The sequence below is a fragment of the Micromonospora sp. BQ32 genome (assembly GCF_059358895.1).
Genome location: NZ_JCADBI010000004.1, coordinates 415,526 through 437,154, shown reverse-complemented (window position 1 = coordinate 437,154; position 21,629 = coordinate 415,526). Strand labels below are relative to the sequence as shown.

Annotated in this window: 15 protein-coding genes; 2 read left to right on the top strand and 13 right to left on the bottom strand. The window is 68.7% G+C overall.

Annotated elements, in window-relative coordinates; genetic code table 11:
• Window positions 1-19: 19 nt before the first annotated feature.
• Window positions 20-1,171 carry a GTPase HflX gene (gene hflX / locus AC5L30_RS11515; RefSeq protein ID WP_494867043.1) on the bottom strand — a complete coding sequence of 384 codons (1,152 nt, stop codon included), beginning with the start codon at window positions 1,169-1,171 and terminating at the stop codon, window positions 20-22.
• Between the two features lie 463 nt (window positions 1,172-1,634).
• On the opposite strand from hflX, the gene AC5L30_RS11510 reads away from it, so the two are divergent.
• Window positions 1,635-2,357 (top strand): YdcF family protein, encoded by a 723-nt coding sequence (locus tag AC5L30_RS11510; protein WP_494867041.1) that lies wholly within the window; start codon window positions 1,635-1,637, stop codon window positions 2,355-2,357.
• Between the two features lie 97 nt (window positions 2,358-2,454).
• Here the strand turns inward: AC5L30_RS11510 and AC5L30_RS11505 are convergent, their stop codons facing one another.
• From AC5L30_RS11505 to AC5L30_RS11455, 11 genes are all read right to left on the bottom strand, one after another.
• The gene (locus AC5L30_RS11505; RefSeq protein WP_494867040.1) at window positions 2,455-3,105 is read right to left on the bottom strand and encodes a CGNR zinc finger domain-containing protein; all 651 of its coding nucleotides are present in this window, start codon (window positions 3,103-3,105) and stop codon (window positions 2,455-2,457) included.
• Between the two features lie 78 nt (window positions 3,106-3,183).
• On the bottom strand, window positions 3,184-4,191 hold the full coding sequence (locus tag AC5L30_RS11500; RefSeq protein ID WP_494867039.1) for an aldo/keto reductase: 1,008 nt from the start codon (window positions 4,189-4,191) through the stop codon (window positions 3,184-3,186).
• A gap of 484 nt (window positions 4,192-4,675) precedes the next feature.
• Window positions 4,676-6,001, bottom strand: a complete 1,326-nt coding sequence (locus AC5L30_RS11495; RefSeq protein WP_494867038.1) for a UDP-glucose dehydrogenase family protein — start codon at window positions 5,999-6,001, stop codon at window positions 4,676-4,678.
• A gap of 8 nt (window positions 6,002-6,009) precedes the next feature.
• Entirely contained in the window at window positions 6,010-6,969 is a 960-nt protein-coding gene (locus AC5L30_RS11490) for a GDP-mannose 4,6-dehydratase (protein WP_494867037.1), read from the bottom strand.
• Between the two features lie 195 nt (window positions 6,970-7,164).
• Window positions 7,165-10,143 (bottom strand): AfsR/SARP family transcriptional regulator, encoded by a 2,979-nt coding sequence (locus AC5L30_RS11485; protein ID WP_494867036.1) that lies wholly within the window; start codon window positions 10,141-10,143, stop codon window positions 7,165-7,167.
• Window positions 10,144-10,856: 713 nt separating this feature from the next.
• The gene (locus AC5L30_RS11480; protein WP_494867035.1) at window positions 10,857-11,189 is read right to left on the bottom strand and encodes a hydroxyisourate hydrolase; all 333 of its coding nucleotides are present in this window, start codon (window positions 11,187-11,189) and stop codon (window positions 10,857-10,859) included.
• Between the two features lie 315 nt (window positions 11,190-11,504).
• Window positions 11,505-11,852, bottom strand: a complete 348-nt coding sequence (locus AC5L30_RS11475; protein WP_494867034.1) for an SRPBCC family protein — start codon at window positions 11,850-11,852, stop codon at window positions 11,505-11,507.
• Window positions 11,849-13,402, bottom strand: coding sequence for an aldehyde dehydrogenase family protein (locus AC5L30_RS11470; RefSeq protein WP_494867033.1), 1,554 nt, complete (start codon window positions 13,400-13,402; stop codon window positions 11,849-11,851). Before AC5L30_RS11470 ends, AC5L30_RS11475 begins: the two co-directional genes overlap by 4 nt.
• Complete coding sequence (locus AC5L30_RS11465; RefSeq protein ID WP_494867032.1) at window positions 13,399-14,550, bottom strand: acyl-CoA dehydrogenase family protein; 1,152 nt, start codon at window positions 14,548-14,550, stop codon at window positions 13,399-13,401. The genes AC5L30_RS11470 and AC5L30_RS11465 overlap by 4 nt, the downstream gene beginning before the upstream one ends.
• On the bottom strand, window positions 14,550-16,190 hold the full coding sequence (locus AC5L30_RS11460) for an AMP-binding protein (RefSeq protein WP_494867030.1): 1,641 nt from the start codon (window positions 16,188-16,190) through the stop codon (window positions 14,550-14,552). Before AC5L30_RS11460 ends, AC5L30_RS11465 begins: the two co-directional genes overlap by 1 nt.
• 15 nt (window positions 16,191-16,205) lie before the next feature.
• Complete coding sequence (locus AC5L30_RS11455; protein ID WP_494867029.1) at window positions 16,206-17,405, bottom strand: glycosyltransferase; 1,200 nt, start codon at window positions 17,403-17,405, stop codon at window positions 16,206-16,208.
• A 257-nt stretch (window positions 17,406-17,662) separates the two neighbouring features.
• On the opposite strand from AC5L30_RS11455, the gene AC5L30_RS11450 reads away from it, so the two are divergent.
• A complete protein-coding gene (locus AC5L30_RS11450; RefSeq protein WP_494867028.1) occupies window positions 17,663-20,281 on the top strand; it encodes a LuxR C-terminal-related transcriptional regulator in 2,619 nt (872 codons plus the stop codon).
• A 104-nt stretch (window positions 20,282-20,385) separates the two neighbouring features.
• Here the strand turns inward: AC5L30_RS11450 and AC5L30_RS11445 are convergent, their stop codons facing one another.
• Entirely contained in the window at window positions 20,386-21,627 is a 1,242-nt protein-coding gene (locus AC5L30_RS11445) for a sulfate adenylyltransferase subunit 1 (protein WP_494867027.1), read from the bottom strand.
• Window positions 21,628-21,629: the final 2 nt, after the last annotated feature.

Genomic DNA, 21,629 nt, shown 5'->3' with positions numbered 1-21,629 from the left:
CGAAACCGGACGGGTCGGGTCAGTGGTGACGCAGTCTCCGCGCGAGTTCGACGCGGAGGTGGTCGATGCCGGCGCCGGTGCGCGCGGAGACCGGGACGGCGTCGGGGTGGACGCGGCAGAGCGCGTCGACCCACTCTGACGGCGCTGTATCGATCTTGTTGAGGACCAGAAGTTCGGGAACGTCACGCGCGCCGATCTCGTGCAGTACGCCGTGCACCGTGGTGATCTGGTCCAGCGCGTCGGGGGCGGAGGCGTCGACCACGTGCAGGGCGAGGTCGCTACGGGTGACCTCCTCCAACGTCGAGCGGAACGCGTCGACGAGCTGGTGCGGCAGGTGCCGCACAAAGCCGACGGTGTCGGTGACCGTGTAGGTCAGCTCGCCGGTGCTGATCCGGCGTACGGTCGGGTCCAGGGTGGCGAACAGTACGTCCTGCACCTGGGCGTCGGCGCCGGTCAGCCGGTTGAGCAGGGCGGACTTGCCGGCGTTGGTGTAGCCGGTGATCGACACCGAGGGCACCTGGTTGCGTGCGCGCCGGCTGCGGGTGCGTTCGCGGCGCCGGGCTAGTTCGGAGGCGTTGCGGCGCAGCCGGGTCGCCCGCTGCCGCAGGGTGCGGCGCTGGGTCTCGAGCCGCATCTCACCGGGACCACGAACCCCCATGCCGGCGCCCCCGGCTGTCCGGCCACCACCGACGCGCGACATTGCCCGGCCGCCGCCGCGCAAACGGGGCAACTGGTAGGCGATCTGCGCCAGCTCCACCTGCACCCGGCCCTCGCTGGTGCGGGCGTGCTCGGCGAAGATGTCGAGGATCAACGCCGTGCGGTCGACCACCCGCACGCCGACCCGCTGCTCCAGGTTGCGCACCTGGCCGGGGGTCAGTTCGCCGTCGGCGATCACCAGGTCGGCGTGTGCGCGTTCGGCCAGCGCGGCCAGTTCGTCGACCTTGCCGGAGCCGACGTAGGTGGCCGAGTCGGGGTGCGGCCGGCTCTGCACCACCTCGTCGGCGACGGTCAGGCCGTCCGTGGCGGCGAGCCGGCGCAGTTCGGTCAACGAGGTCTGCGAGCCCGGTCCACTGTCGGCCGCGCCGCCGTCGTCGCGTACCGCCACCAGCACCGCCGTCGGACGCTCTCGTCGGGCACCGACGTCCGGGCCCAGCAACCACGATCCCGCCATGCTCTCACCTCGCCTCGTCTCGGGTGTGTGTCCGCCTACCCCTGCCCCGGCCGACCATGCCCAGCCGCCTGCCCTGCCGGTCCAGCGGCCGAGGCCGGCCGACGGCACCTGCCCCCTTCGTCGGCGTGGCTTTCGGCGATCGGTCGGCGGTTTTAGCTGGCCGGTGTAGGTCTGGGGCAAGAGGGCGGAATCTGGGTGATTCTCGCCCGAGGTCCGGGTAGGAGGCCGAGGCGCATCCGACGCGAACGGAGAAATGATGTTGAACGCAAGGGCATCGCCCTGGAGAGCCCGTTCACTCATGGCACCGGACCCCTGTCTCCCAGCCCAGGCCACCCGAGATGAGTGCAGCTGGAGGAGACCAGCGGGGTACCCGTCGGCCAACCCGACGAACGTGCTGAAATGGACCTACTCACTCCCGAGTAGAGTCCGTGATCCGAACTACAGGATGAGGCCGAAAGATTTGATGAGCCGGAGCAGCGCGACTCCCCGGATCGCGAGGGACGATGACCTCGCGGGCTTCACAGCCGGCCAGTTCCTGGCCGTGACAAAAGCCCTCACGATGATTTTGGCCCTCCCGCCGTCGGCGGCCGACCACGTCGATGCGCTCGTCATCGCCAGCGGCCAGGGCGAGGAGTGGCGTTTCACCCACGCGATCCGCAACTGGGAGGCGAACCTCGATCTCCGTTACCTCCTGGTGGCCAACGGCAACCCGACCGAGAAGACCTACGTCGAGATCACGCTCGGCTACCTGCGCAGCCTCGGTCTCCGCCGCATCGAGGGAGTCCACCTCCAGGCCGAGCCGGCTCCCAACACGGCCCTGCAGGCCGCGTGGATCGTGAACCAGGTCAGAGACCGAGGCATCACGAGCCTCGCACTCGCCGTCTCTCCCTACCACCTGCCCCGCGCCTACCTCACGCTCCTCAAAGCGTGCAACAAGGTAGGCGTTCGCCTTCCCATCATTCCGGTTCCCGTGGCCGTCCCCCCGGACAGACTGGTTCCGGAAACCGGCGCCACCGCCTACGACCTCGTACCCGGGGAGGTGAAGCGCATGCTCACCTACGCGGACGAGGGTTGGATCGCGACACTCGAGGAACTGCAGCAATACCTACAGTGGCTGTGGAGCCATCACGAGTCGCTTCTCAGAGCCTCTTCGCGAAGGTCTGTTGAGGATGGCGTGACGGCCTGACCTCCATCAAGGGGGCGGGCAATGTGCAGCAGGGCCCGCGCGCCGCAACCGAGGGCGGGGGGAAACCGACTCCCCGAGCACCCTCGTCGACCGGCAACTACGAGCCGGAGGGCCGGGCGGCGCGGCGACGCTCGGTAAGCCGTCGCGCCTTCACCACGTTGCCGCAGTCCGCCATGCGACACCAGCGGCGGGACCCGTTGCGGCTCCGGTCGAGGAACAGCCAACCACAGCCACCTTCGAGCACCGGGCAGCGGCGCACCCGGGTCAGGTCGGCCGTCAGCATGACATCGTAGGCGGCCTCGGCGATCCGGTCGGGAACCAACATGGCCGGCACCGTGCCGTAGGCCAGCCGCACCCCCGAGGAGTCGAGCACGAATCGTGCTCGGGCGGCCGCGCCGGACCAGCGCTGATGCAATGCGACCAGCGCGGCGCCGGCCGCGACAGAGTCACCCGCCGTACCACCGTCCGCGTCGGTGATCGCCGCAAGCATCACGAGATACAGCCCTTCCCGGATGTCCCGCACGGCGGTCAGTGCGGCGTGCGCCGCGGCAGGCTCGTCGTGCCACGCCCGGCCAACCTGGTCGGCCTCCGCGTCGCTGATCGTGCCCGCCAGGGCCGACCAGCGCAGCAAGGCGGAGCTGTCGGACAGGAAGTCGTGAGGCGAGCTGCCCCCTCGCTCGAGTGTGTTGACCAGATCGAGTGCAGGGTGCCCGCCGACCAACGGTAGCTGGCAAACGTCGGGTGGCATGCCGACAAGGCTACCACCTAAACCATCAAAGGAGGTTGCGCTCCACTGAGGTGACAACCACGTCGGCCGATGCCCCGATCACGAGGCAGGGGCGCCGGCGGCGTCGAGTAGCTCGACGTGTGCGGCGTCGAGCTTGATGTCGAGCGCCGACATGGCGGCCGCATACTGGTCGAGGGTCCGCGGCCCGATCAGCGGCACGGTGCGCGGCGCCGTCTGATGCATCAGCCACGCGAGCACCAGTTGGTTCGGCGTGACACCCAGCTCGGCGGCGAGCACGGTGAGCGCCGCGAGCCGCGCCTCGGCATCCGGACCCTCGTACGGAGCCATGATGTCGTGGTTTCGCCGCTTCTCCGGATCGTCGTAGACCCCTTTGAGGATCGGCGAGTACGCGACCAGGGTCAGGTCGTCGTGCTCCCGGAGGTAGTCGAACTGCTCGTCATCCACGATGGACTTGTGATTGAGCCCGGCACGACGACGGAGGTAACTGTGTTGCTGCTGCAGCGCAACCGGTGCCGGCCAGCCATGCCGGTCACAGAGCTGCCGGATCCGCTCCAGCCGCCAGGTGCGCACGTTGCTCCAACCGACGTACCGTGCCTTGCCGGCGCGCACGATGTCCGCCAGGACGGACAGCGTCTCTTCCAGCGGCGTCGACCGGTCGTCGACGTGCACGTAGAACAGGTCGACTTGGTCGGTGCCGAGCCGCCGCAGGCTGTCGTCGATGCCCCGGCGCACCGTGTCGCCGCTCGCACCTTCGAAACGAGCCTGGACCTCTTCCCACGTCTTGCCGCGCGCTTCTTCAGGATCGGGTATCCGCGCACCGCACTTGGTAGCGAGAAAGATTTTGTCGCGTCGACCACCATGGGCGAGCCAGCGGCCTATCAGTTCCTCACTCTCGCCACCGGTGTTGCCGGGCGACGGCCACCACGCATAGCAGTTGGCGGTATCAACGAAGTTGCCGCCGGCGTCGAGGTAACGGTCCAGCATTTCGAACGACGACGCCTCGTCGGTCAGCGTACCCATCAACATGCATCCGAGCGCGATCTGGCTGACCTGCTCACCCGTGCGCCCTAGTTCGACAGTCCTCATGGCCGGAAAGCTATCCGTTCGTGTGCGCTCTACGTCAACCCGTCGGGCTACTCGAAAGCCACTTCGGTGGTACGCCTCTGTGGAACAGCGATCAGGTCGAACTGCACCGTTGTCGGAGCAGGGCGGATGGCCGCGGCCCACAACGGGACACGTCGTCGCAAGTGGTGGCTACCTCATGAGGCACGAACCCACGCGAGAGCGCATGACCCGAATGGGCGCCTCTCCGGGACGTGATCCCGTGAGCGCGTCGATGGCACGGTGGATCATCTTGACGACGATGCGTGGCTGGGTTGGTAGCTCGACGCCGTCCGGCGCTCCGCGACGCGGCACCGATCCCAGTCCCCCGGTCCAGGACTCTGGCGGATATCGGCGGCGGCGCCAATGGCCAGTCGGGGCGACGGGGGTGAGAGGTCTACCGATCTCGCGGCTTGTCTTTCCGTCCGCTGGGATCGGTGCACTGCCGCGGGCGCGCCGCTAGGCGCACCTAACTCTGGAGCGCGGGGCGGCCGGGCGCGAAGTACTGCCATCCTGCCCGCTGCCACTCCTCGGCGTTGAGCTGGTGCCGCGCGTCCACAACGTTCCGGCTCCTGACTTCCTTGCCCAGGACCCGTGGATCGAGAGTGGCGAACTCCTCCCAGTCGGTCAACAGCGCCACCGCGTCGGCGCCTCGTGCCGCGTCCAGCGGGCTGGTCGCGTAGGTCAGGTGGGGGAATGCGCGCCGCGCGTTCCCCATCGCCCGCGGGTCGTAGACGGCAGCCACACCGTCCTCACGGCTGATCAGCTCAGCCACGTGCAGCGCAGGCGAGTCGCGGATGTCGTCGGTGTTGGGCTTGAACGCGGCGCCGAGCACTGCCACTCGCCGCCCGGTGAATCCTCCCCCGCACTGCTTGCGAAGCAGTTCCACCACCCGGTCGCGGCACCGCAGGTTCACCGCATCGACCTCGGCCAGGAAGGCCAGGGCGTGGCCGACGCCGAGGTCGTGGGCGCGGGCCTGGAAGGCCCGGATGTCCTTGGAGATGCAGCCACCGCCGAAGCCGAGCCCGGCCCTGAGGAACTGCTCGCCGATGCGCGGGTCGCGGCCGAGCGCCTCGGCGACGATGGTGACGTCGGCACCGCTCGCGTCGCAGAACTCCGCGATCGCGTTGATGAACGAGATCTTCGTGGCCATGAAGGAGTTGGCGGCGGTCTTGATCACTTCGGCAGTGGGCAGGTCGGCCACCACCACCGGAACGCCCGCCTCGATCAGCGGCGCGTAGACCTCCCGGAGCACCTTCTCGGCGGACGTGTCAGCCACGCCGAGCACGAGACGATCCGGGCTCAGGGTGTCGGCCACGGCCGTACCCTCACGCAGGAACTCCGGGTTCCAGGCGACCGACACCTTGTCGCCGTCGGGCGCGAGACTGCGGAGCATCTCGGCCAGGTGCGCCGCGGTGCCGACCGGCACGGTGGACTTGCCGACGACGAGGCACTCATGCGCGAGCGACGGCGCCAGCCGCTCGATGGCCGCGTGCAGGTGGCTGAGATCGGCTGCGCTGGTGTCGCTGCGCTGTGGGGTGCCGACGCAGATGAAGTGCACGTCGGCCGTCGCGGCGTCCTCGTACGACGTGGTGAACCGCAGTCGCCCGGCGGCGAGATTGCGACTGATCAGCTCGTCCAGCCCAGGCTCGAAGAAGGGCACCCGACCGTTTGCCAGCGCGGAGATCTTGTCAGGATCGATGTCGACGCCGATGACCTGGTGCCCCAACTCGGCCATACCGGCGGCGTGCGTGACACCGAGATACCCGCAGCCCAGCACGGAGATCGTAAGCACTGTGCCTCCTATTTCCAGTCCGGTGATGGTTTGCTGGCGGCCGCTACCGTCCGCCGTAGGCCCTCTTCGAGGGCGACCTGTGGCCGCCAGCCCAGTTCCCGCTCCGCCCGACTGATGTCGGGGCAGCGCTGCCGAGGGTCGTCCTCGTCGGCCTCGATGAACTTCAGTGGTGACCGGCTCCCCGTCACATCAAGGATCATCTGAGCCAGGTCACGGATGGTGACCTCCTGGACGTTGCCGATGTTGACCGGCCGCCCATAGTCGCTCTCCGCGATTGCCACAAGGCCCCGCGCGGTGTCCTCGACGTAGCAGGGCGAACGCGTCTGGTTGCCGTCGCCGTGGATCACCAGGGGGACGCCGTCGAGGGCCTGGGCGATGAAGCCGGAGATCACCCGACCATCCGGCCGCATGCGGGGCCCGTAACTGTTGAAGATGCGCGCGATACCCACGCTCACCCCGTGCTGCTTGCCGTACGCCGTCGTGAGGGCCTCGGCGTACCGCTTCGCCTCGTCGTAGACCGAGCGCGCGCCGATCGGGTTGACGTTGCCCCAGTACTCTTCGTCCTGCGGATGCTGCAGCGGATCGCCGTAAATCTCCGATGTGGAGGCCAGCACAAAACGGGCTCCACACCGGTGTGCGATGCGCAGCGCGTTATAGGTGCCGTGGCTACCGACGAGCATGGTCTCGATCGGCAGCCGGTAGAATTCGGGAATCGACGCCGGCGACGCCAGGTGCATCACGAGATCAACCGATCCCGTTAATGGGAATTCCTCGGTGACGTCCGCCTCCACGAGAGTGAAACCCGGCCGGTCCATCAGATGGTCGATATAGCTGCGGTGCCCGGTGGAGAAGTTGTCGACGCCAATCACCTCCACTCCGGAGGAGAGGAGCTGCTCGCAGACGTACGAGCCGAGAAATCCTCCACCGCCAGTGACCAAGGCTCGTCGGAATCTGCTGGTGTGCGGCACGGAAGCCTCCTATCCGGGTCGAAAGTGGGTTGGACCTCGGCTGCGCAGAGCCTTATCGCACCAGCGCGTCAATGGTGCGACGGCTGAGCCCACTCTCCGGTGGGATGAACGTACTGTCGGCCGGGTACTCTGCACGCGGCTCGACCAGCACTCAATGGGCCCCTATGCCTACGGCTGAGACGAACGGGCACTACTTCAGACAGCGGGCGGAAGGACAGCTTGTTCGCGCAGGCCATGCCGTCCAGCTGCTTCATCCCGGATCTGCCCGAGTAGCTCGTCGGCCTCCAGGCGACCCAGCAGTGCGTGGAACTGGTCGAAGATCCCGAGGGCCTGGGAGGCCCACTCCAGCGCAGAGGGGTAGTCCCGTCGAGCGCGGTGCAGCCGCGCGAGCGCCAGGCAGAACCGCGCGGTGGCGAGCCGGTCACCGTTGCGACGGGCGATCGCGTACCCGTGGTTCAGCGTCACCGCCGCCTGGTGGTGCTGGTGCTGCCGCAGCTTCACGAGACCGAGCCCGTGCAGCACGTGAGCCTCGCCTGCCCGGTCGCGGCCTCCGCGCACCAGCTTCAGGGCCTTGGTCAGCTCTTCCTCAGCCCGGGTGAGGTCGCCGTCCTCGAAGTGCAGTTCGCCGAGCCGGTGCAGCACCATCGCCTGAACACGCGTGCTGTTCACCTCCGTCACCTTCCGCAGCGCCTCGGCCAGCAGTTCGGCGGCGGAGCCGCGTTCGCTCCATTCCAGCTTGATGCGCGCCATCCCGCTGAGGATATGAGCCGCGGCCGCTGCGTCCCCGAGCGGACGCAGCGCGGCAAGCGCCTCGCTGTAGCGCGCCCAGGCTTGATCGAGGTCGCCGTGCACCCGGTCGAGGAAGGCCAGGTGCCGCAGGGCGAGCGCGCGACCGCGGGCCTCGCCGATCTCGTCAAACACCTGAAGCGCCTGGGTCAGCCGGACGCGAGCGTCGTCGAAGCGCTGCTCGACGATATTCACCGCCCCTAGCGAGTACAGCATCGCGGCCGTGCCGAGTCGGTCGTCGGCCTCCCGCGCGGTGAGCAAGGCGATCTCATGGGTGGCGCGCCAGTCGTCGAGGTAGCTACCGGTCTCGAAGAGCGCCACCATGGTGATCGCCAGGTCCCAGCAGTAGTCGGGAGCGCCAGCTTGGGATGCCTGGCCCACCGCGGCCACCGCGGCGGCGCGCTCGCTCTCGAACCACATCAGCGGGTCGCGCAACAGGTCGTCAACGAGGTGTCGAGGCAACTCCCAACGCTGCGCCTGGCTGTGAATGACGGTGTAGTCGCCGCCGTAGAGGATGCGGTGCGCCTCGTCGGCGAGGAACAGCCACGCGCCGAGGAGACGCCGAGCGGCCTCGAGCCGCACCGGCGCGGTCTCCTCGGCCGCGAGCCGCTCACGGGCGTAGACCCGGACCAGGTCGTGCAGCCGGTAGCGAGTGTCGACGCCGAATCCACCCACGACTTCCAGCAGCTGCGCGTCCACCAGCGCATCGAGCGTGTCCGACGCGGTGGCCACGTCGATGTCGAGCAGCGGCGCTGCCGTCCAGCTCGGAAAGTCATGCGTCTCGAGCAGACCGAGCCGCCGCAACAGCCGCTGCGCTTGCGCGTCAAGGCCCTCGTAGCTGACCGCGATGTTGGTCCGCACGTCCAGGCCGCCGTGCGCCAACTCGTCCAGACGCCGGCCCTCGTCCTCGAGTCGCTCGGTCAGCTGCGAGATCCGCCAATGCGGACGGGCGATCAGCCTCGCCGCCGCGATCCGCAGCGCCAGCGGTAACCGGCCGCACAGCTCGACCAGGCGTAGGGCCTCGCGCGGTTCGGCGGACGCTCGCTCCGAGCCGACCATCCGCGTCAGCAGTTCGACGGCGTCGCGCTGTTCGAGCGCACTCACCTCGACCAGCCGGGAGCCGGGAATGCCGGCCAGGCGGCGCCGACTGGTCACGATCACACCGCAGCTGGGGCTGCCCGGCAGGAGGGGGTACACCTGCCGCTCGTCGACGACGTCGTCCAGGACGATCAGCACCCGGGATGCGGCAATCTGACTTCGGAAGGTCGCCGCGCGCGCCTCCAGCCCCTCGGGTATCGAGGACCCGGGCATGCCGAGCGCGCGGAGGAAGCCGTCGAGGATCTGGGAGAGACCGCCGCTGTGCGACCGCTCCGGACCCAACCGGCTGAACAGTTGCCCGTGCGGAAATTCGGCGGCCAGCTGGTGGGCCAGATGCACGGCGAGCGTCGTCTTTCCGGCGCCGCCGCGGCCGGTGATCGCCAGGACCGGCACGGAGTCACCGTCGGAGTGCCCGCCGCCATAGCGCAAAAAGTCCCGCAACTCGCTCACGAGCTCGCCGTATCCAGTGAAATCCGGTATGTCGGCGGGTGCCATCCGGGGCACCGAGGGAGCCGGTTCGATCGGAGTCGGCCATTCCGGCTCCACGGCCGGGCCGGGCTCGAGGTCTCCGTTCAGGATGGCGCGCTCGAGCAACCGGAGCGGCTCACTCGGCTCCAACCCGAGGTCGTCGATCGAGGCTTGCCGCGCCGACCGGTACGCCGCCAACGCCTCCGCCTGCCGGCCGGCCCGGTACAGCGCGGTGATCAGCTGTTGCCACAGCCGTTCCCTCAACGGGTGCTCGGTAACGAGCGCCATCAGTTCATCGATGGTCTCGCGATGCCGACCGAGGTGCAGCTCCAACTCGAGGCAGTCCTCGACGACGGCGAGTCGTCGCTCGGCGATTCTGGTCGCCGCCGCCTCGACCAGCCGGCTGTCCACGCCGCTGAGCGGAACCCCGCGGTACAGCGCCAGGGCCTGCCGAAAACCCGAGGCGGCGTCCTCCAGCCGTTGCTCGCGCAGCGCCGCGCGGGCTTCGGTGAGAAGTTCGTTGAAGGTGTGCAGGTCCAGCTCACCCTCGGCGACTCTGATCTGATAGCCGGCCGGGTTGGTGATGATCCGATTATCGAGACCGGTGTCTCGCAGCGCACGTCGTACCGCCGATATGCAGATCTGAATCTGACTTTTGGCCGTCGATGGCGGGGTGTCCTCCCATACCGCATCGATAAGCCGGCCCAATGGAACCACATTGTTTGCCTCTAGCAACAGCATGGCGAGCACTATCTGCTGCCGGGAGGCGGTGATGGTGGCGTTCAGAACATGCAAGGGCCCCAGGATGCGGAAAACCTGCAAATTTCCTCCCCGTCAACAAGGACACCTCGCGCCGGCCCAACGGTGCCCCCCGGAGCAGGCCGGCATGATCGTTTGACGCCCCGTATCGAGAACGTTTTCCATCGTAGCGAAGCATGCAGGCCGACACCAGGTGAGATTCGGGGTGGCCGATGTTTCACAGCCTGTTTGAGATGGGGCTTGTCAGGTCCAGGTGAACGTGCGACGGGCGCGTTGGTCGCCGGTGATTCGGCAGGTCATGCCGATGACGGCTTCGGGAAGCACGAGGTGGCGCCGGTAGTTCCGGCCGGCGGCGCCGACGCCCTGCACACCCTGGGAGTCCGACAATCGCCGCCCGCGGACGCAGCTCACGGGCCCGCCCTGCCTCACCCGCGCCCTTGAAGCCGAGCAGGGTCGGTATTTCTTCGCCAATCCGACTTCCTGCACCGGAGTGGAGTGACCGGTACACCCCCACCCAGGGCGGAAGGTCAGCGGTCAGATACTGCCACGGGCACCCGGACCCGCGGCACGGACAAGATCGCGTTGACGATCTCCCGAGGCGGCAACTCTCCCGGGCCCCTCGGCATCGGCTCCGGCAACAGCGCCTCGATCAGCGCCACTGCGCATCGGTCACGTCTCAGGGGTAGCCACGCCGAGCAGACACCGCGCCACCCTGCCCGGCCCGTCGGCGGATGGCCGCACGCCATCCACAACAGACCCGCTCTCCGGCCGGCACCCTATCCACGTTCTCCGTAGACGGCGAAACCCGCCGCGTTGAGATAGACGGCTACCCGTAGATCGAGTTCGATCTCGCGTACCTGGATATGCACCGTGAACTCACGGTACTCGGCGACAGTGCCGAGTCCGGCGAAGTAGCTGGAGGGATCGAACGTGAGCTGATGCGCACCGCGCCTCACCTGAAGTTCCTCCAGCGCCGGCAGCCGGCCGTCGTTGACCGTGAACCCGGACATCAGTGGTGCCCAGCCTCGATCGTCGCGGCTGTCCAGCCGCACCAGCACGCCCGGGACAGGTCGGCCCGACGCGCCGTCAATGATGCGAACACCAATCATTTGACATCTATATCCCTCTATTTGGGTCAATGCTTCGCGTGAGCGTACACCTGGCCGCTGTTATCCCGCTATCGAACTGGCAAACGCCCTCCTTAGCCTGAAGTAAGCGCAACGACGATGGAGCGACAGCCAACGGATATCAGGTCGACAGCGGACGCTGGTGAACTCGGTTCGTGGTCGAGATCGAAGGGGGAGCGAGATTATGAGCCGTGACACCAACTGGGGCTAGCGAATCAGCCGAGCATCATGACAGAAGGTGGTCCCTCGAGTCAGAAGACGACTCGAGGGACCACCTTCACGTTGCGCACAAAACGCCTAGAGGCCAGATATTGCCGACCGCACAGCCCTCGCCAACACCCGCTCGATCAACGGATCGAGGATCCGGTCATATATCGGCACCCCGACGTCGTACGTCAACTCGAGCAGCACGTCGCAGCCCTCCGACGCGGGAATTGTCCGCCAAACGCCGGAGAGACTGCGGAAGTCGCCGACGGTCTGGGTGAACGAGATACGACGCTCGTTCGGTGCCGGCTCAGACCGCTGCCGCCAGTGAATCGACCTACCCCGGAACGGCACCGTCCACTCATCGTCGAACTCACTGATCCGTTCGAACGCAACGTCCGCCGACAGCGTCGTCCCGGCCTCTACCCGAATCGTTCTCATGAGCTGCCCCTCAGTGAGACCGCCTGCAGATGCGTCGTGCGGATCATCATGTAGCTGGCTTCACCGAAGACTCCGCCGGTGAGGCCGGTGCCGCCGTGAGAAGGCAGGTAAGGGAAGAAGCCGGAGTGCGACTCGTCGTTCACCTTGATAACGCCGCCGTTGGTCACGGCACCCACGAAGCGCTCCACGACCGCTTCGTCCTCCGACCAGAACGAGTTGCGCAGGCCGTACGCATTGGTGTTGACGAATTCGAGCACGTCCTCGAGCAGCGCGTCGTCGCTGCGGCCCGACTCGGGAACCACCACCGGTAGCAGCGGGAAGAAGGTCTCCGCGCGGACCGCCGCCAGCTCACGGCTGCGCGCCAGGCCGTCGATGCGTAGCACGGTCGGTTCCAGGAAGTAGCCGGTGTCGGACGGTGACCCGTCCACCTCCAGTTGGCGTCCGCCGCACACCAGCTCGGCTCCCTCGGCCAGCGCCTCGTGGAGCACCGCGAAGAAGCTCTCCCGGGCCAGGACCGGGGTGAGCTCCACGCCGTCATCGTCGGGGTAGCCCGGCCGGATGCGCCCGGCGGCGATCCGTAGCCGATCAAGCAGTTCATCGGCGATCGCGGGATGCGCCACCACCTGATTGGGGACGTTGCAGATCTGCCCGGAGGCGTTGAACGCCTCGGTCAGCGCGCGGACCGCCACGTCGAGGTCAGCATCCCGCCACACCACGGCGCAGTCGTTGCCGGCCAGCTCCAGAATGGGCTTCTTGCCCGCGGCGATGCAATCGTTCTGGAAGATCAGCCCCTTGTCGCTGCCCCCGAAGTAGATGATGTCGTTGACGTGCGGGCTGGCCAGCCAGTCGTCGAGCATCGGTGGTCCGCACACGACATTGACAGTGCCCGGTGGCGCGCCCACCTCGTCAAGGGCGGGCGCGATGATCTCCCGGATCGCGTACATCACGCCCAGCGGCAGACTCCGCGGCGCCCGGATCACGGCGGCGTTGCCGGAGAGCAGGGCGGCTGCACCGTAGATGGCGTTGGAGTGCGGCGCGTTCTGCGGCGGCGCCACACAGACGACCCCGTCCGGACGGCGGCGCAGGACGATTCGCCTGCCGCCGTGCGAGAACTCGCGGTGCAGCAGCTCCGCGCACCAGGACAGGGTCTGCTCGCTGAAGATGTGCAGCAACCCGTCGATCTCGGCGTGCGACGCGGTGCGCGGCCTGCCCTCGGCGACCATGAGCCCCACGAACTCGTCACGGGTCGCGACCAGCCGCCGGCGGATCGCCTCGCCCAGGCGCAGCCGGGTACGCAGAGGCGTTCTCCCCCACTCCGGCTGGGCGGCGGCGGCCGCGGTCAGCGCCTGCTGGACAGTCTGCGGGTCGGCCAACGCGCACCGGCCAGCAATGCGCGGGTCGCCCTCCTCACCGAGCTCACCGGACTCCAGCCGCCGCTTGAGGCTCAGCGCACCGAAGGTGTCCTCCAGCGCCGCGCGTGCCGAGATGCCGTAGACATGCCGGGCGGAATCGACGTCCTTGCCGGCCACATAAGACGGAAAGGTTCTCATGGTGCGTACTCCCGCCCGAGCAGTTCCCGCGCCACGACCAGCTTGGTGGCGTTGGCGGTGCCATCGGCGAGTTGAGTGCCGATCAGGTCACGGAGCCGCTGCGCGATCGGCTGCTCCTCGCTGTAGCCGAAGTGGCCGAGCGTCAGCAGCGCCTGGTGCGCCGCGTCGACGGCCGCCTTCGGTGCCCACCACTTCGCCATGTTCGCTGCCAGGCGGTGCTCCAGCCCGGCGTCGTTGCGCCACAGCGCCTCGTACGCGAGGAGCCGGGCCGCATGCAGATAGGTGGCGCACTCCGCGAGCGGAAAGGCGATTCCCTGAAATTGGCCCAGCGGCTTGTCGAACGCCCGCCGGTTCCGAGCGTGCGAAAGAGCGTCATCCAGCGCGGCCTGTGCTGTGCTGACCGCCATGAGCGCGATGAGCGCCCGCGAGTAGTCGAAGCCGCGCATGCCCTGGGCAAAGCCGAGCCCGGTTTCGCCGACCACATCCGACACCCGGACCGGCAAGCCGTCGAAGACCAGAGTCGATCGGCCGCCGGACCGGCTGCCAAGGTCACGCAGGGGTGAGCGCACCACGTACTGGTCGTCGAGCCGGGCGTAGAACGCGGTGACGCCGCGGGCACGTGGCGCATCGCTGGTACGGGCGAAGATCATCCCGTGCGTGGCGTACGCGCCCAGCATGATCGACGTCTTCTCGCCGACGAGCCGCCAGTCGTGCGGACCGTTCGGCTCGGCCCGAAGCTTCACGGCGGCTGCGTCGGTCCCGTGGCCCGGCTCGGTCATGCAGAACGCCACCACCGCATCCCCGCGAGCGATCGCCGGCAGCCACTGCGCGCGTTGCTCCGCGGTCCCGTTGGCGGTGATGATGCCGGCAACCAGGGCGGCGTTCAGCACCGGATAGCAGGCGGTGAGATCACCCCGGGCCAGTTCCTCGAGGGCAACGCCGGTGCTGACCGCGTCCAACCCCAGCCCGCCGTACTCGACCGGGACGCGCAACGCGAACAGGCCCTCGGCGGCCAAGTCGCGCAGCAGCTCGGCGCGAAACTGTCCCTGCCGGTCGCTGTCCTGGTAGAACGGCACGATTCGGTGTTCGGTGAAGGCGCGCACCCGTTTCGCCAGCGCGCGCTGCTCATCAGTATGAGAGAAATCCATCACGCAGCCTTCAATCGTTCCCGCAGAACGAACTTCTGGACCTTTCCCGACGGTGTCTTCGGCAGTTCGTCAACGGCACTGATCCGCTCCGGCCAGTACGGTTTGGCCATGCCCAGATCGGTGAGATGGGCACGCAGTTCGTCGAGGGAAGGCGCCTCGCCGTCCGGCACGATCACCGCGCACGCCCGTTCGCCGAGCCGCGGGTCCGGATAGCCGACGACGGCCACCTCCCGGACCGCCGGGTGGCGCAGCAGTGCCGCCTCCACCTCGACCACGGGCACCTTCTCAGCTCCACGGACGATGACGTCCTTCACGCGGCCGACCATGCGGACGCCGCCGTATCCGTCGTCACGCGCCAGGTCGCCGGTGTCGAACCAGCCGTCGGACGTCAGCGACTGGCGGTACAGGTCCGGACGGCGGTAGTAGCCCAGGCACTGGTTGTCGCCGCGTACCTGGAGCCGCCCGACGGCGCCCTTCTCGACCAGGTTGCCGGTCTTCTCGTCGACGATGCGGATCTCCATGCCGGGTACCGGTGTGCCGTCGCTCTCCGCCGCCCGCATCGGCGGGTCTTCCGGGCGGGTGACCGTGACGCAACCGTTCTCCGTCATCCCCCACACCGCGTAGACCCGACAGCCGAGGACCTCCCGCGCCTCCTCCACGAGGACCGGTGGCACCGGCGCGCTGCCCGTGCCGAACGCCGTGAGGGCACCGACGTCCCGCCCACGGCGCCGCTGCTCGTGGATCAGGTCGGTGAGAACCGTCGGCGCGCCGTAGAAGAACGTCACCCGCTCCGCCTCGATGATCCGCAGCATCAGCGCCGGGTCCCACGAGTCCACCTGCACTGCGGTCGCGCCCAGCATCAGCGGCATGGCGAAATTCCAGGTGTATCCACCTTGGAGGGTGGTGGGTGAGCCCATCGCCGTGACCTCGTCGCCGGTCAGCCCCAGCACCTCGATCTGCCGCCGGTTGATGGCGTAGAGCGTCCGGTGGCTGTGCATCACGCCCTTCGGCTCACCGGTGGTGCCGGACGTGAACATGACCTGGGCCAGGTCGTCGGGGCCGGCTTCGCGGCCGTCCAACTCACCGCGAGGCACCTCGTCCTCCCAGGCCCGATCGAGCAGGTCGGCGTCGAAGTCGAGCGCCCCCGGAGTGCTCGGCTGACCGATCAGGATGCGATGGTTGAGCGAGGGCACCGCCGCAGCCACCTCGGCGCTCATCTCGTCGTACGAGAACCCACGATGCGACGTCGCCCCCACGTACACCGGACTCTCCGTGAGCCGCGTCATGAATTCCAGCTCGCGGCGGCGCATAACCGGCGCCACCGGCCCGGCCACGGCCCCGATCCGCGCGCAGGCGAGGGCGAGGGCGACAAGCTGCCACGAGTTGGGCAGTTGCAGCGTCACCACCTCACCGCGCCGGACGCCGAGCCCGACCAGCCCGGCGGCCAGCCGCTCAACCGTCGCACCCAACTGGGTGTAGGTCAGCCGCTCGGTCGGCCGACCGTCGGCGTGCCAGCAGATCACCGCCGACCGCTGCGGATGCCGGACCACGGCCTCCCGGAGATGGTCGAGCATGGTCTTGTCGTCGTGCGGTCCGGCGGGTTGGGTCCGCCGGACCGCCGTACGTGCCTCTATGGTCACGCCGTCCTCCGAACGCTAGACGCTGGCCGGGGTGAACTGGTCGAGCTGCCCGATCGGCCGGGTCGGCTGCCAACTCCCCGGAACCAGGTGGGCGTTGATCAACTTGCCGTCGCCGCGAAGCTCCGAGTAGGACGGGTGCCGCATGTGCAGCAGCGGCTCGTCGTAGGCGTCGTACGCCGCGTCGAATCCGAAGCGGTAGTTGAACTCGATGTCCTCGCCGCCCCAGCCCTGGAAGCGCTCGTCCATGCCGCCGGTGCGGTAGTACAACTCGGCGCGGGCGAAGAAGCACAGCCCCGGCCCACGGCGCAGGGTGAAGGCGCGCAGACGACGCGGGTCGGGCGCTGCCGCACCGCCGTGCAACCGTTCGCGGATGGCCCGCCAGGTGGCGGGGTAGTCCATCGCCACCATGTCCCGGTACGGCAGGTGCCCCATCGTGCCGGGCTCGCGCATGCGATCGACGTTGCGCGCCAGGAAGTCACGGTCGGCCAGCACGTCGGCGTCCATGTGGCAGATGATCTCGGTGGGCCCGGGCGTGTTCGCGACGCCGACGTTCATCGCCCAGGACTTGTTGAACACGCCGTCTTTGCGGGCGAAGATGTAGTTGTCGGCGAACCGGCTGATCACATCGCGCCAGCGGGACTGCTCGTCGCTCTCCACGACCGTCACCTGATACTGATCACGCGGCAACGACTGGTCACGCAGCGAACGCAGACACGCCAGGAGGTTGCGCAGCCGCTCGCCGCCGCCCTCGAGCCGGCTGTGGAACGGGATCACGACGAGGACCTCCGGGGCAGCGCCCTCAGGAAGCCGCAGCCCCGGGTCGAACGCGGCCATCTCCTCCACGGTCACCGGAACCGAGTCACTGCTGTAGTCCTCGTTCAGCACGTGGCCGAGGCGCGAGTTGCACTCCGCCCGCCAGCCAAGGTGCAGGATCTCGTCGACTGCGGAGTCGTGGCCGTGCCGCTGCACCAGCGCCGTGTGCAGCGCCCAGTACCGCAGGTGATCCGTCGGCTCGGCCAGCAGGCTCTCACCCAGCGTACGGATCGTCTCGGCTTCACACGTCCGCACGGCATCGACGACCTTGTCCCGCCAAGGCCGGGAAATCTCCCAGTAGTAGAGACCCGAGGCGGGCGCGTCGGGATCGGCCGCGACGACGAGGTTGTCAGCGACGGCCTTTGCCAGTACGGCAGGATCGGACGGCTTCAGATACGACATTATCGCCCCAATTCACGAGAGCTGATTCTGATCGGGCTTGCCGGCAGTGGCGACGATACTGCGAACCCGCTGCGGGAAAGGATTGATCCTCGCTACCGGGTTACCGCGACGAAGTACTCAACCAGTCCGCCTTTCCGATACGCAGGGACCGCGTTCGGTACTCAGGACCACGCCGGCCCGCACACCGACGGTGGGGCGTCTGTCTCGTGATGGCTCGACGAAAGCCGATTGATAGCAACCAATAAGACAGTGGGTTGGTGGACTCCACCGAAATAACCATCAGGGATCGCGTCCGAGATGTTTTCGCTGGCCGGCACACAGAGCTGCGGCGCATCGCCGCGGCGACCGACCGGCGCGGGTCCGCCGGCATCGCGTTGATCGGCGCGGAAGGCGTGGGCAAAAGCCGACTCCAGACCGAGGCTGCCCATCGGGCCGATCCGGCAAGACACCACGTCATCCGGGCCGTCACCACCGTGGCGACCGCCAATGTGGCGTTCGGCGCGCTCGCCGAACATCTACCGTCCGGGCTACTCCGCTCACCGTTCACCGGCGACGCGCTCCGCACCGCGGCCGAGGCATTGCTCAAGCCGGCCGGCAAGCGCCGCCTGACGCTCGTCGTGGACGACCCCCACCTGCTGGACGAGGCGTCCGCCGCGCTGGCGGTTCAGCTCGCCCGGCGAGGCGAACTCTTCCTCCTTACCGCCGTGCGTCCCGACCGGCGGCTGCCGCGCCCGATCGGGGACCTGTGGACCGATGGGCTGGCCGAGTGGATCGAGATTGGCCCGCTCAGCCGTGCCGACGTCCACCAGATCCTCGGGGAGGCGCTGTGCGGCCAGGTGGAAGGCGCCCTGGTCCAGCGGTTCTGGGAAGCCACCGCGGGCAACGCCCTGCTGGTGCGCGAGCTGCTGACCGCACAGCTGGAGGCGAACCGGCTGGTAGCCGAGGACGGCAGATGGATGCTCCGTGGCCCGTTCGCCATCCCGTCCTGGCTCGCCGGACTGGTCAACGAGCGGCTCGCGGCAGCGCCGCCGGAGTGCCGTTCCGCCATGGAGCTGCTCGCCGTCACCGAGCCGATCGGCCCGAATGTGCTCGGCGAGCTCGTCCCCGCTGATGTGCTCGAAGCAGCGGAAGCGCACGGTTTCATCAGGATCGAGCGAAGCGGCGGCCAGGACCTCGCGCGCCTGGCGTACCCGATATACGGCGATGTCCTGCGCGCCGTCACGCCACGGCTGCGTGCGCGGCGCTGGCTCAGTCAGTGCGCCAGCCTCATCCAGGCAACCAGCCACGATCCGGTCGACCTCGCGCGGGCCGTGCGGTGGCAGCTGGCCTGTGGCGAACGGCCGTCCCCGGGAAACACGGCAGTCGCCGCCCGGGCCGCCCAATCCGCGATGGACTTCGAGCTCGCCGGGCAGCTCGCCCGACGCGAGCTGACCGCCGGCCGGGGGGCGACGGTGATTGAGCCGCTCGGATACGGACTGCTGTTCGCCGGCCGGCCGGCGGAGGCCGAATCCGCACTGTCCGACCTCGGGCGGTTGGACGGCGACCTCGACCGCGCCCGGGTTGCCCTGGTGCGCGCGTTCAACCTCTACCTCGGCCTCGACCGGCAGGCACCCGCCGAGGCCCTGCTGGCCGCGGCGGTCGACGAGACCGTCGACCCGGTTGCCCGTCGACGGCTGATCGCGCGGCAGGCGTTGCTGCGTGCTCTCTCCGACGCACCGAAGGAGGCGCTGGAACTGGCCACCGGCGCCCCGGACGAGCCGGAAGCCCAGGTGGCCACCGGCCTGGCCATGGTCTTCTCCGGCCGCCCGCACGAAGGACTCGACCTGCTGGCCGGCGAGTGGCCGGCCGAGGCACCATGGCTCTCCGTCTTCGCGGACCTCGGTACGGTCCACGGCCTGCTGTGGACCGCGCAGCTCGCCGCGGCGGAGGAGCGGGCCCGTGCCGGCTACGAGCGGGCGCTCGCCAACCGGTGGCAGTTCGCGACCATCGTGTCGTGCCTGCTGCGCGGCCTGGTCGCCCGGATGCGGGGTCAACTACGAGACCAGGCGTCCTGGTGCCGTGAGGGCATCTCGATCGCCCGTGAGCAGGGTTCGAACAATGTGCTGGCCATCCTGCTGGGGCAGCTCGCGCACGGCTACGCGCTGACCGGCGAATCCGACGCGGCGGTCCGCACGTTGGACGAAGCCGACCGGTTGGGCGGGGTGTCCCTGCGGCTGCTGAACCCGTGGACGGAGCTCGCCCGCGCCTGGGTCATCAGCGCCCGACACGGAGACGCCGCAGCCCACGCACAGTGGACCGCGCGGCTGGCCCGGGACCGGGGCGCGGCAGGCTTCGAGACGCTCGCCCTGCACGACGCGGCGCGCCTTGGCGCCCCGAAACACGCCGCCGACCGGCTGCGGGCGCTCACGGGCCAGTCCCGTCGGCTCCTCGGGAATTCCTACGCCCTGCACGCCCGAGCGATGGCCGAGGGAGACGCCGCGGCACTCGCGGAGGTGTCCGCCGACTTCGCCGAAATGGGTAGCCCGCTGCTGGCCGCGGAGGCCGCCGCCGAGGAGTCCGAGCGGCATCGGTCGCACGGCCGCCTGGCCATGGCGTCCACGGCCGCCGCGCGAGCCCTCATGTTCATGCGCCACTGCGAGGAGATCCCCCGCTCGCCCGCGCTGTCCGCGCTGGCGCCGCCACGCCTCACCCGCCGCGAGGGCGAGATCGCCGAACTCGCCGCCGGAGGGCTGTCCAGCCGCGAGATCGCCCGCAACCTCGTGCTGTCCGTACGGACGGTGGAGAACCACCTGCATCGGGTCTACCGCAAGCTCGGCATCACCAACCGCGGGGAGCTCAACGCCCTGAGCGTCCTGCTCACCAGGCCGCAGAGCTGAGCCTGCACCCGAGTGACCGGAGCTGTTCGCGGCCCGAGCCCGCAGCCGTCCCCACCGGGGGTTTCCGGTGGGGACGGCTGCGGGCTCGGACGCGGTGCGCGACGTCAGTTGATAACGCCGGCGCCAACGGTGTGATTCGTCTCCTCGTCGATCAGGATGAAGGAGCCGGTGAGCCGATTGCGCGAGTACGGGTCACACAACAGCGGCTGGGTCACCCGCAACTCCAGCCGACTGATCTCGTTGCAGCGCAACTCGGTGGCACTCACGTCACGACGCAACGTGTTGACGTCGAGCCGGTAGCGCAATTCTCGGACGACCGCACGAACGGTTCGGGTCGTGTGTTTGAGCAGCAACCGAGCCGGCGGTCGGAGCGCACGCTCGCTCATCCAGACGACCATGGCGTCGATGTCCTGGGCCACGGCCGGCGCGTTGTGTGGCCGGCAGATCATGTCCCCCCGGGACACATCGAGGTCGTCGTCGAGTCGCAGCACCACCGACATCGGTGGCCTGGCCTCATCGACCGGCCCGTCCGGACCGTCGATGGCGGCGACCCGGGTGGTCAGCCCGGAGGGCAGGTGCATGACCTCGTCACCAGGGCGCAGCACGCCGCCGGCGACCTGGCCGGCGTAACCGCGGTAGTCGGGGAACGCGGCGGACTGCGGGCGAATCACGTACTGCACCGGGAACCGGACGTCCACCAGATTGCGGTCCGAGGCGATGTGCACGTTCTCCAGGTGATGCAGCAGCGAGGCACCGTCGTACCAGGGCATCTCGGGCGAGCGACTGACGATGTTGTCCCCGTGCAGCGCGCTGATCGGCACGAAGGTGACGTCCCGGGTGGCGATCCTCGTGGTGAACTCCGAGAACTCCGCCCGGACCCGGTCGAACACTTTCTGGTCGTACCCGACCAGATCCATCTTGTTGACGCAGACCACCAGGTGCGGCACGCCCAGCAGACCGAGCAGGAACGTGTGCCGCCGGCTCTGCTCGACCATGCCCTTGGTCGCGTCCACCAGGACGATGGCCAGGTCCGCCGTGGAGGCGCCGGTCACCATGTTCCGGGTGTACTGGGCGTGGCCGGGAGTGTCAGCGAGAATGAACGTGCGCTTGGGCGTGGCGAAGTAGCCGTACGCCACGTCGATGGTAATGCCCTGCTCACGTTCCGCCCGCAGGCCGTCCATCAGCAGCGCCAGATTGGTGTACTCGTCGCCGCGCCGGCGGCTGGCGTCCTCGACCGCGGCGAGCCGGTCGGTGAAGGTGGACTTGGAGTCGTAGAGCAAGCGTCCGATGAGTGTGCTCTTGCCGTCGTCCACCGACCCAGCGGTGGCGAACCGGAGGATGTCCATGA

Bases quoted from the DNA above. Each gene is read 5' to 3' on its own strand.
- AC5L30_RS11445 (WP_494867027.1), bottom strand. From the start codon at position 21,627: ATGGACATCCTCCGGTTCGCCACCGCTGGGTCGGTGGACGACGGCAAG.
- AC5L30_RS11465 (WP_494867032.1), bottom strand. From the start codon at position 14,550: ATGGATTTCTCTCATACTGATGAGCAGCGCGCGCTGGCGAAACGGGTG.
- hflX (WP_494867043.1), bottom strand. From the start codon at position 1,171: ATGGCGGGATCGTGGTTGCTGGGCCCGGACGTCGGTGCCCGACGAGAG.
- AC5L30_RS11500 (WP_494867039.1), bottom strand. From the start codon at position 4,191: ATGAGGACTGTCGAACTAGGGCGCACGGGTGAGCAGGTCAGCCAGATC.
- AC5L30_RS11510 (WP_494867041.1), top strand. From the start codon at position 1,635: ATGAGCCGGAGCAGCGCGACTCCCCGGATCGCGAGGGACGATGACCTC.
- AC5L30_RS11475 (WP_494867034.1), bottom strand. From the start codon at position 11,852: ATGAGAACGATTCGGGTAGAGGCCGGGACGACGCTGTCGGCGGACGTT.
- AC5L30_RS11470 (WP_494867033.1), bottom strand. From the start codon at position 13,402: ATGAGAACCTTTCCGTCTTATGTGGCCGGCAAGGACGTCGATTCCGCC.
- AC5L30_RS11455 (WP_494867029.1), bottom strand. From the start codon at position 17,405: ATGTCGTATCTGAAGCCGTCCGATCCTGCCGTACTGGCAAAGGCCGTC.
- AC5L30_RS11480 (WP_494867035.1), bottom strand. From the start codon at position 11,189: ATGATTGGTGTTCGCATCATTGACGGCGCGTCGGGCCGACCTGTCCCG.
- AC5L30_RS11505 (WP_494867040.1), bottom strand. From the start codon at position 3,105: ATGCCACCCGACGTTTGCCAGCTACCGTTGGTCGGCGGGCACCCTGCA.